This window comes from Cutibacterium sp. LaCa_89 (assembly GCF_058177555.1).
Genome location: NZ_CP190889.1, coordinates 2,023,270 through 2,038,729, shown reverse-complemented (window position 1 = coordinate 2,038,729; position 15,460 = coordinate 2,023,270). Strand labels below are relative to the sequence as shown.

Sequence of the window (15,460 nt, the reverse complement as noted above, 5' to 3'; positions counted from 1 at the left end):
GAGTATTCGACCCAGCAGCTGTCTCAGACGCCGGTACGCGGCAGCGCTGTCGGACGATCCGAGGGACGGTTCGACGGGCCGACCGGGGCTGGTGTCACTGGGGCGGGTGCCGTGGCAGTAGCCGTTGCGGTGGCCGATCCAGTTGCGGTGGCCGTTTCGGTGGCGGATGGCGTCGGAGTGGCCGATCCGGTCGGGGTCATCGTCGGTGTGCCGGTGGGAGTGACGGTCGGGGCCACTGTCGGGGAGACGGATGGCTTCGGCGTCTGGGTCGGGGTCACGCTCGGATTCGGAGTCGGGGTAGCCGAGGGGTCGTATGGTGTTAGACGGGCATCCCAGCTCGGTCCAGCATTCCAGTCAGCGGCGGAGGACTTGAAGTACCAGCCTTCAATGGATCCGGCCTTGGGCTGGGCGCTCGCGGCGCCGGTCCTCGAGTGCTCCCATGTCGCCGACTTGTCAGCGCCAGCCGGGGTGGCGTGCCAGTAGGACCAGTACGCCTCGTGGGTGTCGGTTTTCGTCGGGTAGCCGTTGATCATGGTGACCATGCTGCCCTCGGCCTTGACGATGAATCCGGCGGACTCAAGCGCCTCCAGACCATTGCCGAACTTCGAGGCGCAAGCACCCTCGGAGGTGCCGTCGCGCTGCTCAACGTAGACCCACACATGGCCCACGGCGATGCACTTCTGGGCGCCGCCCATGTCACCGGGCTTGCCGGTTGGGGTGACAGTGGGCTTGGTGGTTGGGGTGACAGTGGGCTTGGTGGTTGGGGTGGTTGTGCAGGTTGGGGTGTTTTTGGGGGTTTTGCCGGACCATGTTGAGGCGTAGCCGTGGCCGGTGATGGCCATGATGGCTTGGTCGGTGGCCATGATGTTGGGTTCGTGGTCGTTGCGTTGGGCTTGCCATGCGCCGACTTTCGTGAGGTTTTGTTGGCGGATGAGCCATTGCTTGACGGATTTCATGTCCTCGCCACGCTCGGCGAGGGCGCTGGCGAGCATGCCGGTGGAGTTGGCTGCGGAGTAGGTTTCCCAGTAGTCGCCGTCGTCGTGGGTTTTGGTGTTGATGGCCCATGTGGTGGCGTTGTTGGCGGCAGTGTCGATTTTGGTGTGGTAGCCGTCTGGGATGAGGTGGGGGTTGCGTTGGAGGAGGGTGAGGTCGGACAGGGCGATGCCGGTGTAGTCGGGGTCGCCGACGAAGGTTTTCGTGCCGTCTTGGTTTCGTTTGGTGTATCCGAAAGCGCCGGCATCGTCACCTTGGGTGCCTTGGGTGGACAGCAGTTTGTCGAGGATCTTCGTTGGTACCGGGCGGTTGGCGCGGGTCAGTGCGATGGTGATGAGGTGTGGGCCCCAGTACATGGTGACGCGGTTCTTCATGCCTGGGCTGTCATCGTTGATGTAGCTGGCGAGCTTGATCCAGAGGTTTCCGGTTTCCTTGCCGAGGAAATAGGTGGGATCCTCGCCGAGAATTTCGGCGGTCATGATCACCTTGGCCAGGCCAGCCGGGTTCTTGTCGACGTACTTCGGGCCGGCTTCCTTGAGGGCTGTGGTCATTTCCTTGACGACGTCGGGATGGGCGTCTGAGCCGACCAGGGCGATGATGCCGTCGGCGATGCCGCCGGCCTGTCTGTAGTTTGTCGGGTCTTCCTGCCACTTCTGGGCGAGCCAGTCGGCGGCTTTGGCGACGTACTTGCTGGTGGCGGCGGTGTCGTTGACCGATCCGGCCCACATGGCACCCTTGACCGGGTTGGCCGGCGGATCGAAGCAGTAGGGAGCAGAGCCGTCATCAATGGTGGCGGTGATGGCTGCATGGGATGGCGCGGGCTGCGGGTCAGCGAACGCTGGTGCCGCGAACGGCGATGCGACGAGCGCACCGGCGGCGAGGCCGGCGACCCATTGATTGAGCCTGGTCATGTGGCGGGCCTTCTTCCTGAGGCTGCGTTGCGCTCCGGACGGGAAGGGCCCCTGAGTCGAACTCACCGCAGTCCTCGACGGTGTGTGATATTCCTTCGACAACCCAGGTACTCCGACTCGGGGGTGGGCCCCTCACGGTTGCGGGTCAGTTCCGGATTCACACCGAATTCCCCTGCGGTCGCGGTGTCAGTCTAGGCTTGGCGCCACCACATGTCCACATTCGGGTTCGGCGACGAGAACACCTTATGTTAGGATCTTGGTGGTTTCATCGATGGGGAACCTGGTGTGAATCCAGGACTGTCCCGCAACCGTGTAGTTCGACAGAGATGTCGGCAAAGTCGGATCACCGTCGTTGAGATGTCTCGTACTCAATTCCGTCGTGGACAGCGGAATGGTCGGTCCTGTCTTTGGATGACGACGAAGCGTCCACGCAGTGAAAGGCAGGACCTGTGAGACGGTTCAAGGGGTTGGCCGTGGTGTTGTCTGTGGCCATGGCCATACCGATGGCCATCGTGTCATTCGTTCCGGCGTCGGCAGCACCGGCGACGTCGTACGACGATGAGGCGCAGAAGTGCATCGATCAGAAGCACGTGTTCGTGTATGCCGAGCGTGATGACGGGCATGTCGACACCGGCTGCGCGTCGAAGTTCTCCACTGGGGTGGAGGCGTTGAAGTCAGCCGGTTTCGACATCGGCAGCACCGATTTCGGTGGCGACCTGGGAATGTTCATTGATTCAATCAATGGATATCCGGAGAACCCCGATAAATTTTACGCCTATTGGGGTTATTTTCATGGTCAGCCGGCTGGTAGGAATGCCGAGACAAAATGGGAGTACTCGCAGCTAGGTGCCAGCAACTACCACCCGAAGCCTGGCTCGATCGAGGCCTGGCATTACATGCTCATTGATGGCCCGTGGGAGGTTCCTCCGACCTGGAAGCCGAAGGTTGATCCAGCCCCGACGACTCCGGTAGCGTCCTTCGAGATTCCTGATAAGGCCCTGCAGAAGTGCATCACTGACAAGTTGGACACCACTACCCCTTCCAAGGATCAACTTGCTGGCGTGACGAGCCTGAGTTGCCGGAATATGGGAATCAAGGACCTCACCGGCCTTGATCGGCTGACCGGTCTGGGAAAAGCCTTTCTGTCGGGTAACAAGATTAGTGATCTCAAGCCGTTGGCCTCCTCGACTGGCATTTTCAGCCTGGATGTCAACAGCAATGAGATCACCGACGTCGCGCCTCTTAGGTCCTTGACGAAGCTGTCCCGGCTGGACGTCGGCAAGAACCACATCCGTGACCTATCCGCGCTCAAAGACATCAAGGGTCTAGGTGACGCCGACATCACCTCGAATTTCCAGGCCGTTGACGGTGACTCGGCCACCGCCGGGGTTCAGGTCCCCGTCCCGACAGCTGTCGACCATCACGGTACGACCTTCGTGGCCGACCGCGAAGTGCCTGAGGGTGTCAAGATCAAGGGCAAGAACGTCACCTATCCCTCTGCTGGCGACTACGTGTGGCAGTTCCGTGACGCCTCGACGTACTTCAACGGGTCCATCACTGTCCATGTCGTCGCGGCTCCCGAACCACCGAAGCTCGTCGATATCCCCGATGCGAACTTCAAGTCCTGTCTCCAGGATGCCGTAGGTGCCGGTAAGCCGCTGACGGCTGAGAATCTTGGTGCGCTGACTGAGGTCAAGTGCATCGACAAGGGCATCAAGGACATCACCGGAGCTGAGGCCCTGACGAACATCAAGACCCTGTACCTGACGACCAACGAGATTGAGAGCGTCGATCCGCTTGCCGGTCTGACGAAGCTCGAGACGCTCTACCTGCCCAACAACCACGTCAAGGATTTGGCTCCGCTCGCGGGTCTGGGGAATCTCAGGACGATGAGCCTGGATCAGAACCCCATCACCACGGTGAAGCCGCTGTCCTCGCTGACGAGTCTCACGGACCTGACGATCAACCAGAACAGGCGCGGCAAGTACAAGTATCCGGGCATCACCAGCCTCGACGGGCTGGGCGCGCTTCCCAAGCTTGCCCGTTTGGTGGCGAACAACAATGTCAACTTGGCCGATCTGTCCGGGATCTCCGGTACCACCTCATTGAAGAAGCTGTTCCTCAACGGTGACAAGGTCTCCGACCTGACCCCTATCAAGGGGTTGACGAACCTCGTTGAGGTCGGTTTCGACAACAACGAGATCTCCGATGTTTCCGCTCTGGCCGGGATGAAGAATCTCACCAAAGTGGGGCTCAGCTCAAACCACATCTCCGACCTGTCCCCGCTGTCGGCCGTGAAGAGCATCGCATTCATGGGTCTGCGTGCCCGATGGCAGACTGTGACGGCCGCGCCCGTTCTTGCCCAGCAACAGGTTGCGGTTCCGATGGCGAAGGCTGCCGACGGCTCCAAGGCTGAATTCATCGCTCCTGAAGGTGTGACGGTATCGGGTGACACAGTGACTTATCCAGAGGCCAGCGATGGTTACACCTGGACGTGGTCGCACAAGGACGCCGCCAGCCACTCCGAGGACTTCACCGGGACGTTGATTCAGCCTGTGACGGCTGCGGTTCCAGCGCCGACTGTCACCCCTACGGTGACTCCGACCCCTACGTCGACGGAGACCCCGACCGTTGTGCCGACTGCCGCCCCCACCGAGACGCCCACGGTGTCCCCGACGATGACTCCCACGGCCGTTCCTACCGGAACTCCGACTGTCGCCCCTACGGTGACTCCGACCCCTACGTCGACGGAGACCCCGACCGTTGTGCCGACTGCCGCCCCCACCGAGACGCCCACGGTGTCCCCGACGATGACTCCCACGGTCATTCCTACCGGAACTCCGACTGTCGACCCTGCGGCAACACCGACTCAGGCTCCGTCGACCTCTCCGGACAAGCGCGGACCTCATCAGGGCAACATCCCGGTGAATCCGTCCTTCCCGGACGATCTCACGCGCCATCTTGGACTTCCTTCTACAGGAGTCTGATTTTTGGGTGACAGAGGGGCCCCGCCACTACGGCGGGGCCCCTCGTCATCTCGCGCGCGGGTCGTGCCAGACGATGAGATCTGTTCGCGGCCACGGCTTCGAGTTCCGGGGATGGACGCGTACCGGTGAGCTACCACGTCCTTCCAGTGCCGGAACCCGAGTCCTTCTGGGAGGTATTGGCCTGGTCGAGCGCCTTCTGACGCTGTTCCTGAGCCTTCCTGAGCTTATCCTCGAGCTCATCTTTCTTGTTCTGCTGACCGGAGGAATCCGCTTCCTCACCGGCATCTCCTCCGCCACCATTCTGGCGCTTGCGATCGAGTCGAGACCTGGTGTTGCTCGCCGCAGCTTTTTGGGACGACGAGGTGCAGCTCGCGTCAGTGAGTACATCCTTGCCCTGACGCCACCGCACGAGGGCTTCGTCGCGGTTGTCGGCCTCGGCATAGCGATCAGCCGACGCCTCCAATGACCACGCCCAGTTCAGACGAACCCAGCACTGCTCCTCATCAGGGGCCAGACCGGCGGCCTTCTCAAACTTGCTGGCAGCCCCGTCGTAGTTGCCACGGGTGTACCGAGCGACCCCGGTGTCATAGGGGGCGATCCATTTGTCGATGGTCGCCAACTTCTCGGCGGACGTGAACTTCCCCTCGGCGCTGGCGGCATCCCCCCGGCCAAGGTCCGCTCGTCCATGATCAACGAGGATCATTGTCCGCGCGGGAAGAACTGCTGCCGCGAGGGCGACGAGGGTGACGACTCCAGCTCCAACTCGTAGCGTCCACGGTGTCCTGACGCCGTGCATGCCACCACGTCCTGGTCTTTCCAGGGTCGCCATCACGTCACCTCCTTGTGCATCCGACGCCATGCCCGCACGCTGAGCCAGGCATCCGCCATCTCGCAGATCAGGGCGGTTGCGGCGAACCACCAGGCCCAGTGGCGAATGCGTCCAGGCTGTCGATTTACCGGCTGCTGGAGCGGGTTCTCCCACCAGGCCACCTTGCTGGTGGCATCGCGCTGGAGGAACCGTCCGCCCATCTGCCCGGCCATGGTTCGCAAGGTCTGCGGATCAGCATGGGACACCGCAGCCGAGCCATTCCTGGTCACCTTTTCAGTGGCACGAGGGCGAATGGGCATGGTGCCTCCCGAGGTCGTCCCGTAGCCGAGGACCAAGCCGCCGTCGATGAGTCCGGAGATGTCGGAGAAGCTGTGTGGAGCCGAGGACGCCGTCTGCTCGCCGTCGCCCATGTATACCAGATACCTCTTCGCGGCGGGGCGGCTTTTTCGTGCCATGACGAGCATCCGGCGGGCCAGTGGCTCGGCCAGGCCGATGTCCGTACCGGTGGCGTTCACCGTTTCTCGCCAGCCCAGGGTCTCGGCGAGGGCGCGCAGAGCGGCTGGGTCGGTACTGGGAGGTAGAGCGATCCGTGCCTGGTTGTCCGAGGCGATGACGGTCACCCGTGCTGACGGCATCGCGGCGGCAAGGGAGACGAGGTCAGCGGTCACCCCAGACATTCGTGGCTTACCGTCAAAGTCGGTTGCTCCCATCGAGGTGGTGCGGTCGACGATGACGACGACCTCGGCGCCGGCTGCCTCGTTGCTGCGTGAGGTGTCGGCGCTCCCGGGGCACAGAGCCGCTCCCACGAGCAGCAGGGCAGCGAGCACCCGGCACCACATCGCCGCGTTAGATCGGGGGGAGGAACGGCGTCGTGTCGTCACCGCAATGGCAGCCAGGGCGAGTGTTGCCAGGATGGCCACTACGAGAAGGATCCAGTCGGGACTGACGGTCATGAGTCCTCCCCCCGACGCCTTGGGGCAATCTCCATCGCCGTCGCCGCGACGAGGCACACCAAGGCCAGCACCCCGAAGGGTAGGACGACGTCGACCTGGGTCCACCGGGCGGTTGCGGCGGTTGTACGCGCCTCCTGGTCACTCACCGCTGTGATGATGCGATCCTGGTCCTCCAGATTCGTTCCGGTGACCAGGGTGACGTCGCCTCTCGTGTGTGCCACGGCATCATGAAGGACCGACACCGCGGTGGCATCTGCCTCCGAGGGGGCAATCCCCTGGACGAGGACCTTCTCCCTGGCGGCCTGGCGGATCGCTTCGTTGAGGCTGAAGATTGGTGTTCCGGAGAGCTGATTGTCGGTGGCCAGTACGACGGTGCGCCCGCGTCGATCGTCAGAACCGTCGAAGCGTTGGAGGCAGGAGGCCAGACCGTCGCCGATGAGGCTCGAACCGCTCGCGCCTGCCCGGGATCCCGGGATGGGTCCACGGTCCAGGTCATGGGAGAACTGGGCGAGCTGGGAGTCGATGTAGTCGGCGTCGTCGGTGAGCGGGAAGATCGTCACGGCAGCCGAGTCGAAGGCCACCAGCCCGATCCGGTTACCGCCAAGGCTGTCCGCTAGCTTCCGGTAGGCCCCGATGACGTCACGGTCGACGTCGGCCATGGACCCGGAGACGTCGAGGCACAACACGACGTCATGGTTGCGACGTTGCTGCCAATCCTCGTCGGGTTTTGCGGGACGGCCCACCAACGCCGCCAGGCACGTCGCGGCGACGAGAACGCACACCACCTGGATGAGGTGGCGTCGAAGTCGAGCCTGAACGAGGTGCTGGTAGCGGGGGAGGGCCCGCAGCCGGTCCAGGTGGTCCAGTGGGACTGCCGAGTGCTGGATCCGACGGCGCCGATTGAGTGGCCACAGGAATGCCGCGATGACGACCGCAAGTATGACGATGGCAGCGACGATGGCGAATGGCCATTGCATCAGTGCCATGAGGTCACCACCTCCCGTCCAGACTCGATGAGGTCGTGAGCACGGGACTCGTCGGGCTGCGGGCCGAAGCAGGCGTCACGGGCCTGCTCCGAAAATGCAGCGGCTGGTTGCAGCCGGGGCTCACGTCGAGCAACGCGCGACAGGTCGGAGGCGGTGAGGTAGTCGGCATTCTCCGTGCTGACCAGGCCGATGAAGCGACGCACGATCTGGCTGGCCTCCTGACAGGCTTGGCGTGGGGAGAGGTCCTTGCTCAACCTGGCGGAGACGTCGTCGAGGGCCCTGAGGCACTCGGATGACAACTGTGCGACGTCATCGCGGGGCTCCTCGCTGACGTCATGACGCCGAGACATCACGACGAGAGCAACCAGGACGGTGATGCAGATGGCAGCAAGGACGGCGACGAGGATCCACCAATGGGTGGGGATGGGAACGGCGGGATTGATCTTGAGGAGAATCATGGTCGCCTCCCGCGTCGCGACAGGGCCAGGGCTAGGGCCTCCGGCGCCTCGGAGACGGTCTGTGCTCGAGCATGGGCGATACCGAGATCATCGAGCATGGCGTCGCTGCGCCGGGCGAGGTCGATCTGGGCGGAAGCGGCCGCCTCGCGGAGCCGACGGTCGTCAAGAACCTCCTGCATCACGGAAGGGCCACCATCGGCTGCCATGATGGTGCGGCCGGCAAGCCTGGAATCCGTGGCCAGCATGTCGGTGAGGGTGACGACGATGACGTCGTGACGCACTGTGGCTCGGCTCAATGCATTGGCCTGGGCCGAGGTGAACTCCTCGTCTTCACGGATGAGGAGAAGCAACCCAGGGCGTCGCATGGCATTCGTGGCTGTCCCGAGCACCGTTTCCACGACGTGGGGGCCGGGGGAGCCGCTGGCCCCCACGAGGCTGATGATCTCGTGGAGCATCCGTTCCACTTGTGGCATGCGGACGGTCGGACGCCACGAGGACGTCCTGTCAGGCCTGGCGCAGACCATGGCGACCCGGTCGCCATGGTCCATGGCGATCTGGGCCATGATCGCGGTCACCACCGCCGCCAGATGGGCCTTCGTCACGTCCATGTCGCACCAACCGCGCATCGTCGGTGTACCGCAGACCCCGACCATGAGGGTGGCCTGTCGTTGAGCGACGTGACGACGGATGAGCAACTCCCCGCAGCGGGCCGTGGCCTTCCAATCGACGTCCTTGACGTCATCGCCGGGGGCATAGGCGCGCAGGTCGTTGAAGTCGATGCTGCGACCGACGTGGACCGAGTCGTGATCGCCGTCGAGGAGGGACTCCACCCGGCGCCGCAACATCAGCGGCACTCGGGAGCGGACGGCCTGGATGAGGGCTCGCTCCCGGCTGCTCAGCACGCTGGCGGAAGTGCGGGTGGTCACGGTCACGGGGTGGGCACCGCCTCGAAGATGGCGTCGATGACGTCGGTGGGGCGCACTCGTTGGGCCTGGGCCTCGAAGCTGAGGACCAGACGGTGACGCAGCACGGCGTGACGCAGGGTGACAACGTCCTCCGGGATGACATGGGCGCGACCGTCCCGCAGGGCCAGAGCACGCGCAACGGACATGAAAGCGATCGAGGCACGCGGGGAGGCACCGTACTCGATGGCACGCGCGGCGGAATCCGACAGGACGGTCTCGGGGCGACGCGTCACCGCGACGATGTCGACGATGTAGCGCTTGATGGCCTCGTCGACTACGACACGACGGGTGAGGTCTTGCAAGGTGAGGACGTCGTTGGTGCTCACTGCTGGGGTCGCCGGTGCGTCGATCGATCCGTCCTCGACGCGGTTGAGGACCTCGAGTTCCTCGGAGACGTCCGGGTAGTCGAGCACCTCCTTGAGCAGGAAACGGTCCATTTGGGCGTGGGGGAGGACGTAGGTGCCTTCCTCCTCGATGGGATTCTGGGTGGCCAACACCATGAAGGGGTCGGGCAATGGGTGGATGACGCCACCGATCGACGTCTGACGTTCCTGCATCGCCTCGAGCATGGCGGACTGAGTCTTCGCGCTGGAACGGTTGATCTCGTCGAGCAGGACGATGTTGGCGTGCACCGGGCCCAGCTCGGTGCGGAAGGTTGCCGTTGACTGGTCGAAGACCTGGGTGCCGATGATGTCGGACGGCAGCAGGTCAGGGGTGCACTGCACGCGGGTGAAGGACCCGTCGACCGCCGAGGCCAATGTGGAGGCCGCGAGGGTCTTCGCCAGCCCGGGGACCGACTCGAGCAGCACGTGCCCACGGGCCAGCATCGCCACCAGCAGGCTGGTGCGCAGGGCGGACTGCCCCACCACGCGATTGCTGAATGCGGTCGACAGAGCGCCGAGTCGATCCGCGGCCCAGCTCAGCTCCGGCTTACCGAGTGGGGGACATGTCGGGACGTCGGCGTCAGTGCGGTGTGTCATCGTCGTCTCCTGAGGGGTGAGTGATGGTCTGGAAGGAATTGGTGAGGCCACTGAGACCTCGTTTGTCGAGGGCCTTGGCGTCGACGGCTGAGATGACGGGTCTCACCCGCGCCGATGCGCGCCGATCCGGGGCCAGCGCCTGACGCAGGGCACGAATGACGAACGGGATCACGACGAGCCAGACGGCGGCGTTCACGATGGCTCGGGTCATGTCGAAGGCCAGTGAGGTTGCTTTCGTCCAGCTCCACAGACGTTGTGTCTCCTTGAGCGGGCCGAGCCCGGCGAGGAAGGACTGCCCGGGGTCGGCCTCGGTCCACGCCCATCCCATGAGGTTGAGCAGAAGTCCGGTGATCGGGCCGAGGGCCAGGCACCACAGGGTGCCGGCAAGACAGGTCGTGACGGTGCGCAATCGCACCATGGCAGCTCCGGCCAACCCCCACAGCTGCCAGACGACGAGCTGCCCTGCGAGTGGGGTGGCGACCGTGCCGATGGCGGCCGATGAGACCAGACAGGTGAGAGTTCCCGCGAGTACGCCACCGGGCGCTCCCAGCACTGCGCCGACGAGCATGGGAATCCAGAAGACCGGCTCGATGCCGTTGGCCCCCGGAGCCAGGGCGGCACGGACCCCGGCCGCGAGGACGGCTGCACCCAGCACCAAGCTGAGAGGACGGGCGGACCTGGTCTCGCGGACGAGGACGACTGTCAGGACAGCGCTGACGCCGATCTGGGCGGCGACGAGCCATGGTGCAGTTGACTCGGCCTGGGTCTGGAGGGCGGTGGTACGGGAACTCCACACCGGCCAAGTGAGCCAGATGACGCCGAGTAGGACCTGGACGATGGCGATGGTGCGGCTGAGGGGGCCTGAGGTCGCGCCGATTGTGCGCCAACGGCTAGGACGTTCTGCCCGGGCGGCGGCTGTGCTGGTGGTCGTCATGACGTCCTCCCCTCCACGAGATCGAGGGAGTCGATGACGTCACCCAGGGTCATGTGGTGTTGGGAACCGGTGAGTGCCCCGACCCGGGTGAGGGGAGCGAGCCCCAGGGCCAGCGGAGACCGGTCTGCAATGACGCGATGACCATCGATGACGATGACACGATGGACGGCTCGTACCAGGAATTCCACGTCTCGGGTCGTGACAATGCGCAGACCGGCCGGTTCGTCGAAGAGGCTCTCGGAGACCTGAGACCTCTCGATTGGGTCGAGGTCGTGGTCGGCATGGGCGAGAAACAGTGGATCGAGTGACCTCAAGCGGTCGTGGACACGGAGCCATGCTCGTTCACCGCGGGACAGGTCACGTTGGCGTCGCGACGCTAACTCAGTCGTACCTGCCAGCTTGTGCAGGTCCTGGCTGGGACGTAGCGACGCCGAGGACAGAGAGCGGCCCGGTCGGGGGAGTGCATGCAACAACTGCGAGGCGACCGGTTCCGGACGGACTGGGGCGTCCGGGTCGTGAGTAGCCTTGAGGTCAGTGGCGTCGGCGAGGTCCTCAGCTCGGACGATGGCCAGTGACTCACGATCATGGATGACGATGTCAGGACCTTCCAGACCGAGATCGTGGCAGTCGATCACCGTCATGACAGGCCCGGTGCGGTGCTCGTGGTCGTGGCGGGGCCGGGGTAGGCCCGAGAAGACGGTGGGGAGGGTGCCGGCGGGGATAGCAGAGTCTTGGTGACCTGCCAAGGAAGCCAGAGCTCGGCCAATCGGTAGCGGAAGGCCCTGGGGCACCCAGGACCCAGCAGGTGAGTCGGACACGACGGATCCTGCTGACATCTCCACGATGCGGTCGGCTCCGGCCCAGACAGCGTCAAGGTCGTGATCGGCCCACAGCACCGTTGCGCCACGATCGGCGAGTTCGCGCAACCGTGTGGTGAGGACATCGCGTTGTGAATTATTGAGCCCGGAGGTCGGGTGGTCGACGAGGATGATTCCCTGCGTGTTTGCCACGGCAGGGGTGACGAGGGATGCCGCAAGCTGAGCTCGGACGTCGAGTGGCCATGTGCCGGGAGGACGACGAGTCCATGGGCCGACTTCGACGGAATCCGAATCTGGTAGATCTGCCAAGGTCAGCAGGTCAGTGTCGATGATCTGGGTCGTCTCCGCGAGGAGATCTGGCCCCAGGTCCATGACGTCGGTGCCATCAATGAGGGCCCTTCCCTGCACTCGGGCACCAGCCGGCAATTGTCCGGCCAATAGCCGGAGCAGCATTGTCGCCCCTGATCCGCGACGACCGACGAGACACGTCACGGTGCCAGCATCGAGGGAGAAGGTGACGTCGTTGACGACGGTACCTCGGCCGGGCAGCCACACCGTCACGTCATCGAGAACAATCACGCTGGCACCTCCTGACGACGACGCGGGGTGGTAACAGCAACGACTAGGGGCAGTGCAACGGCGCAGATGAGGCCGGCGACCGGGATCGGCGGCCAACCCGGGTGGGGAGCGACCGCAGACTTGTCGGCGCCGATCACCCACAGTGCGAGAGTGAGGACGGCCAGGATCGCCACGACGAGGCTGGGTCCCGAGATCGTCCCGATGGGCTCCCCGGTCGGCAACAAGGAGGTGAGGAGAATCGCCACTATCAAGGTCAACAAGGCGGTCGTGGGCTGGTCGATTCCGGGTAACGGATGCTTGGACACCAGCGCGACGACCGGGACCGTCATGCATATGACAAGGATCAACGCGCGTACCGGGGCAGTCCAGGCGGCCAGCGGACGGTGTCGTCGAGCCAGCCCGGACGCCTCTTCACGGGTCGTTGCGGCGATCTCGGCAGGACGCATCGACGCGGAGACAGCGTGGCGATCCAAGGCGGCAGGTAGGGCAGCGCAGGGTTCCAGGGCAGGAGACCACGAGCCCAACAGGCGACGTCCCGCAGCTGATGCATCGGCTGGTCGCACTGCTGATATGCCGACGCCCGCGATCACAACCAGGACGAGAGCTCTCAGCGTGGACGTCGCGGTCAGCAGGAGACCCGAGGCCGTCATGACGCCACCGAGGCGAACTCCCGGCCCGGGATTCCACGTCGGCAACCGCCACATGACAGAGCCCAAGGTCGGATCCGCCGAGGGGCTGACGATCGCCATGATGATCCACCACACACAGACGACTCCTGACAGCCGTTGAGCCATGGCAAACGCTCCCGGACGGTTACCCAACATCGCGAGGGTGGCCACGAGGCACACCCACATCACCGCGAGAAGCAGGAGATTTGTCGTCGAGACGGCGATGGCCGCCAGGACGAGGAGCTCAGCTCCCCATGCCCAGGCCGGGATCGGGGTTGCTGAGGTGGAGTGAATGCGCGAGACCGTCATGAAATACTCACCTCGCCGGAGGATGCCTGCTGTGCGCGGTTGGCGTCCTTACCCCTGCGGCGTTTGGGGCGGGACGTGGTGGTGAGGGCGAGGGCGGAGACGACTCCGACACCGAAGAGGACTCCGGTGGCAGCCTTGATGGCTCCCTCGGGATGGTCGCCCCGATCAGTCGTCGGTACGCCGAGATTGGTGCCGACCGGCGGAGGAGTGAACAACGGACTGCGAGCAGCCTTGACCCCGTCGACGGTCGGAATGAGCGTCCACGAGGTCGTCCGCTGTGGATCAGTGACCGACTGCACCCTGACGTCGTGTTTCGTACCCGTTAGTCCGCGCGGCACTGTCCAGCGGATGTGGCTGATCCGTGAGGGATTGGCGGCAGCCTCAGGAATCTCGCCGGTCGCGGTGGCGTCGTGCCAAGTGTTGCCCTGCTTGACTTGCACCCGGTAGTTCTCGCCTGGGACCGCACCGACGGCCTGCATGTCGAGGGTCTGGCCGGCAGGTTTACGCTCAGAATAACCGTCACCCTGTAAATGCGGTATAAGGGAGCCGAAGGGGACGAATTGGCCCGGCATCCGGGTGGTGTCGAGGCCCTGGACGTCGGAGAGGCTCACCAAGGCCCAGCCGCCCTCACCAATTTCCGGGGAGGAGCCGATCGGGACCAACACATCAGCGACGCCCTGTGCATCGGTGTAGAAATTGGCCCCCTTGCCGATCGGCTCGAATCCGGTCAACGCGTTGTCCGTGATGGAGACCCGGAATATTCGCACCGTGCCACGGACATTCGGATTCCCGCGTACGATCACCCTTGGGGTCGTTCCCTCACGTAGCCATCGATCAGTGGTCAGACTGCACACCTTCGCTCCAGAACACAGGCTGGTCGTCTGGGCGCTCTGCTCGGCGTGGGCGGGCGCGGCCCCGGCCACAGCGCTGACGGAGATCGTCAGAAGGGCGACCGCCGCCGCACTCATTGTGGAGATGTGGCTCATTCTTCGTCCTCCCGATCAGGACGACGGGAGTGACGACGACCGATGGCCGCCAAAGCCGGGCCAACCAGGGTGATGACTCCGACACCGACCGGTACCCACCACGGGGCACCTTCGTGTTCACCCTTGTTGGGAGAGCGACGCGTGCGGTCCTCACGTCCCCACACTGGGGAGGAGGATGACTGCGGGGCCAGCGAGGAGCCGGCACTCGCAGCGGGAGAGGACGCGCTGGGGGTCGGGGTCGGCGAGCTCGGGGTGGTCGAGGGGGACGACGGGCGAGGAGACGGCGTAGGTGACGTGGTGGTCGGACGGGCGGTCGCGATGGTGTTGGGGCGGCTGTCCGTATTGTCGTGGTTCTTGCCGGGCTTCGGTCCGGTGCTGTGCTTCGGTGCCGTCGGGTTAGGACGGTTGTGATGGTCCCCACCGTGGCCGTGACCAGGCTCGTGGGACGGTTTGTCTCCGCCATGCCCTGGTCCGTGACTGGGTTTGCCGGTCGGGCCGGTCGATGGTCCGGGGCCCGGGCCGGGACCTGGCCCTGGTTCGTCGCCGTGGTCACCGCCCTTAGCGAATGTGGGCGTGATGGGAGGGAGTTGTTCGTTGTCGGAGGAGAACACAACAACGCTGAACCCGTTGATCTTGAGATTCGGATCCCAACGGGGAGTCTCGTCCCAGCGGCCACCGGAACCCTCCTCCCAGGTGCCGGTGTGGTACCACCACGTCGCTGGGATTTCGGCGTAGGGGTCGGCCTCGATATCGTTTATCCTGTTGACGATCTGACCGGTGCCGCCATCATGCGAGAAACCAGCCAGGGTCAGGGCGTCCGCCCTGCCGTCGGGACCAGAAACGTTGTGCGATCCGATGATGCATCGCACGAGAGTCTTCGAGTTGAGGTTGCCCGGAACCTCGGGCTTGACGTCCGCGGGTTTGGCCGGCCAGTACAGGACTACCGCGAAACCTTCGTCCTTCTGACACCACCCCTCGTGGAATCCCGCCCCCTCGGCATTGATGGGGGCGACCACCATCGACCCCGCAGCACACGTGAATGTCAGCAGGCTCGCAATGGTGACTGGGCGGCGACCCATCAGGCTCCTCTCGGTGGGTCGCCGC

13 protein-coding genes and 1 riboswitch are annotated in these 15,460 nt (G+C 64.5%); of the genes, 1 reads left to right on the top strand and 12 read right to left on the bottom strand.

Annotated elements, in window-relative coordinates:
• Positions 1-23: 23 nt before the first annotated feature.
• Entirely contained in the window at positions 24-1,904 is a 1,881-nt protein-coding gene (locus ACP8LP_RS09355; protein WP_016666096.1) for a prenyltransferase/squalene oxidase repeat-containing protein, read from the bottom strand.
• Positions 1,890-2,130, bottom strand: a riboswitch (cobalamin riboswitch). Its footprint overlaps the gene before it by 15 nt.
• Positions 2,131-2,353: 223 nt before the next feature.
• Here ACP8LP_RS09355 and ACP8LP_RS09350 point away from each other — a divergent pair.
• The gene (locus ACP8LP_RS09350; protein WP_252906159.1) at positions 2,354-4,891 is read left to right on the top strand and encodes a leucine-rich repeat domain-containing protein; all 2,538 of its coding nucleotides are present in this window, start codon (positions 2,354-2,356) and stop codon (positions 4,889-4,891) included.
• Between the two features lie 130 nt (positions 4,892-5,021).
• On the opposite strand, the gene ACP8LP_RS09345 is transcribed toward ACP8LP_RS09350, so the two are convergent.
• Genes ACP8LP_RS09345 through ACP8LP_RS09295 form a run of 11 tightly spaced genes read right to left on the bottom strand, consistent with a single transcriptional unit; the run spans position 5,022 to position 15,435 of the window.
• The gene (locus tag ACP8LP_RS09345) at positions 5,022-5,720 is read right to left on the bottom strand and encodes a tetratricopeptide repeat protein (RefSeq protein ID WP_016666093.1); all 699 of its coding nucleotides are present in this window, start codon (positions 5,718-5,720) and stop codon (positions 5,022-5,024) included.
• Positions 5,720-6,673 carry a VWA domain-containing protein gene (locus ACP8LP_RS09340; protein ID WP_016666092.1) on the bottom strand — a complete coding sequence of 318 codons (954 nt, stop codon included), beginning with the start codon at positions 6,671-6,673 and terminating at the stop codon, positions 5,720-5,722. The genes ACP8LP_RS09345 and ACP8LP_RS09340 overlap by 1 nt, the downstream gene beginning before the upstream one ends.
• Positions 6,670-7,659 (bottom strand): vWA domain-containing protein, encoded by a 990-nt coding sequence (locus ACP8LP_RS09335; RefSeq protein ID WP_016666091.1) that lies wholly within the window; start codon positions 7,657-7,659, stop codon positions 6,670-6,672. The genes ACP8LP_RS09340 and ACP8LP_RS09335 overlap by 4 nt, the downstream gene beginning before the upstream one ends.
• A complete protein-coding gene (locus tag ACP8LP_RS09330) occupies positions 7,650-8,117 on the bottom strand; it encodes a DUF4381 family protein (protein WP_016666090.1) in 468 nt (155 codons plus the stop codon). The genes ACP8LP_RS09335 and ACP8LP_RS09330 overlap by 10 nt, the downstream gene beginning before the upstream one ends.
• Positions 8,114-9,043: a DUF58 domain-containing protein gene (locus ACP8LP_RS09325; protein WP_147612071.1), complete on the bottom strand. Its 930-nt coding sequence runs from the start codon at positions 9,041-9,043 to the stop codon at positions 8,114-8,116. The genes ACP8LP_RS09330 and ACP8LP_RS09325 overlap by 4 nt, the downstream gene beginning before the upstream one ends.
• A gap of 2 nt (positions 9,044-9,045) precedes the next feature.
• Positions 9,046-10,062: an AAA family ATPase gene (locus ACP8LP_RS09320; protein WP_016666088.1), complete on the bottom strand. Its 1,017-nt coding sequence runs from the start codon at positions 10,060-10,062 to the stop codon at positions 9,046-9,048.
• Entirely contained in the window at positions 10,046-10,996 is a 951-nt protein-coding gene (locus tag ACP8LP_RS09315) for a hypothetical protein (RefSeq protein ID WP_016666087.1), read from the bottom strand. The genes ACP8LP_RS09320 and ACP8LP_RS09315 overlap by 17 nt, the downstream gene beginning before the upstream one ends.
• Positions 10,993-12,393, bottom strand: a complete 1,401-nt coding sequence (locus ACP8LP_RS09310) for an ATP-binding cassette domain-containing protein (RefSeq protein WP_016666086.1) — start codon at positions 12,391-12,393, stop codon at positions 10,993-10,995. Before ACP8LP_RS09310 ends, ACP8LP_RS09315 begins: the two co-directional genes overlap by 4 nt.
• On the bottom strand, positions 12,390-13,370 hold the full coding sequence (locus tag ACP8LP_RS09305; RefSeq protein WP_016666085.1) for a hypothetical protein: 981 nt from the start codon (positions 13,368-13,370) through the stop codon (positions 12,390-12,392). Before ACP8LP_RS09305 ends, ACP8LP_RS09310 begins: the two co-directional genes overlap by 4 nt.
• Positions 13,367-14,356, bottom strand: coding sequence for a hypothetical protein (locus tag ACP8LP_RS09300; protein ID WP_016666084.1), 990 nt, complete (start codon positions 14,354-14,356; stop codon positions 13,367-13,369). Before ACP8LP_RS09300 ends, ACP8LP_RS09305 begins: the two co-directional genes overlap by 4 nt.
• A complete protein-coding gene (locus ACP8LP_RS09295; protein ID WP_063280067.1) occupies positions 14,353-15,435 on the bottom strand; it encodes a hypothetical protein in 1,083 nt (360 codons plus the stop codon). The genes ACP8LP_RS09300 and ACP8LP_RS09295 overlap by 4 nt, the downstream gene beginning before the upstream one ends.
• Between the last annotated feature and the right edge of the window lie 25 nt (positions 15,436-15,460).

Coding starts and splice junctions, on each gene's coding strand:
- ACP8LP_RS09335 (WP_016666091.1), bottom strand. CDS start 7,659: ATGGCACTGATGCAATGGCCATTCGCCATCGTCGCTGCCATCGTCATA.
- ACP8LP_RS09330 (WP_016666090.1), bottom strand. CDS start 8,117: ATGATTCTCCTCAAGATCAATCCCGCCGTTCCCATCCCCACCCATTGG.
- ACP8LP_RS09300 (WP_016666084.1), bottom strand. CDS start 14,356: ATGAGCCACATCTCCACAATGAGTGCGGCGGCGGTCGCCCTTCTGACG.
- ACP8LP_RS09315 (WP_016666087.1), bottom strand. CDS start 10,996: ATGACGACCACCAGCACAGCCGCCGCCCGGGCAGAACGTCCTAGCCGT.
- ACP8LP_RS09340 (WP_016666092.1), bottom strand. CDS start 6,673: ATGACCGTCAGTCCCGACTGGATCCTTCTCGTAGTGGCCATCCTGGCA.
- ACP8LP_RS09295 (WP_063280067.1), bottom strand. CDS start 15,435: ATGGGTCGCCGCCCAGTCACCATTGCGAGCCTGCTGACATTCACGTGT.
- ACP8LP_RS09305 (WP_016666085.1), bottom strand. CDS start 13,370: ATGACGGTCTCGCGCATTCACTCCACCTCAGCAACCCCGATCCCGGCC.
- ACP8LP_RS09355 (WP_016666096.1), bottom strand. CDS start 1,904: ATGACCAGGCTCAATCAATGGGTCGCCGGCCTCGCCGCCGGTGCGCTC.
- ACP8LP_RS09345 (WP_016666093.1), bottom strand. CDS start 5,720: ATGGCGACCCTGGAAAGACCAGGACGTGGTGGCATGCACGGCGTCAGG.
- ACP8LP_RS09320 (WP_016666088.1), bottom strand. CDS start 10,062: ATGACACACCGCACTGACGCCGACGTCCCGACATGTCCCCCACTCGGT.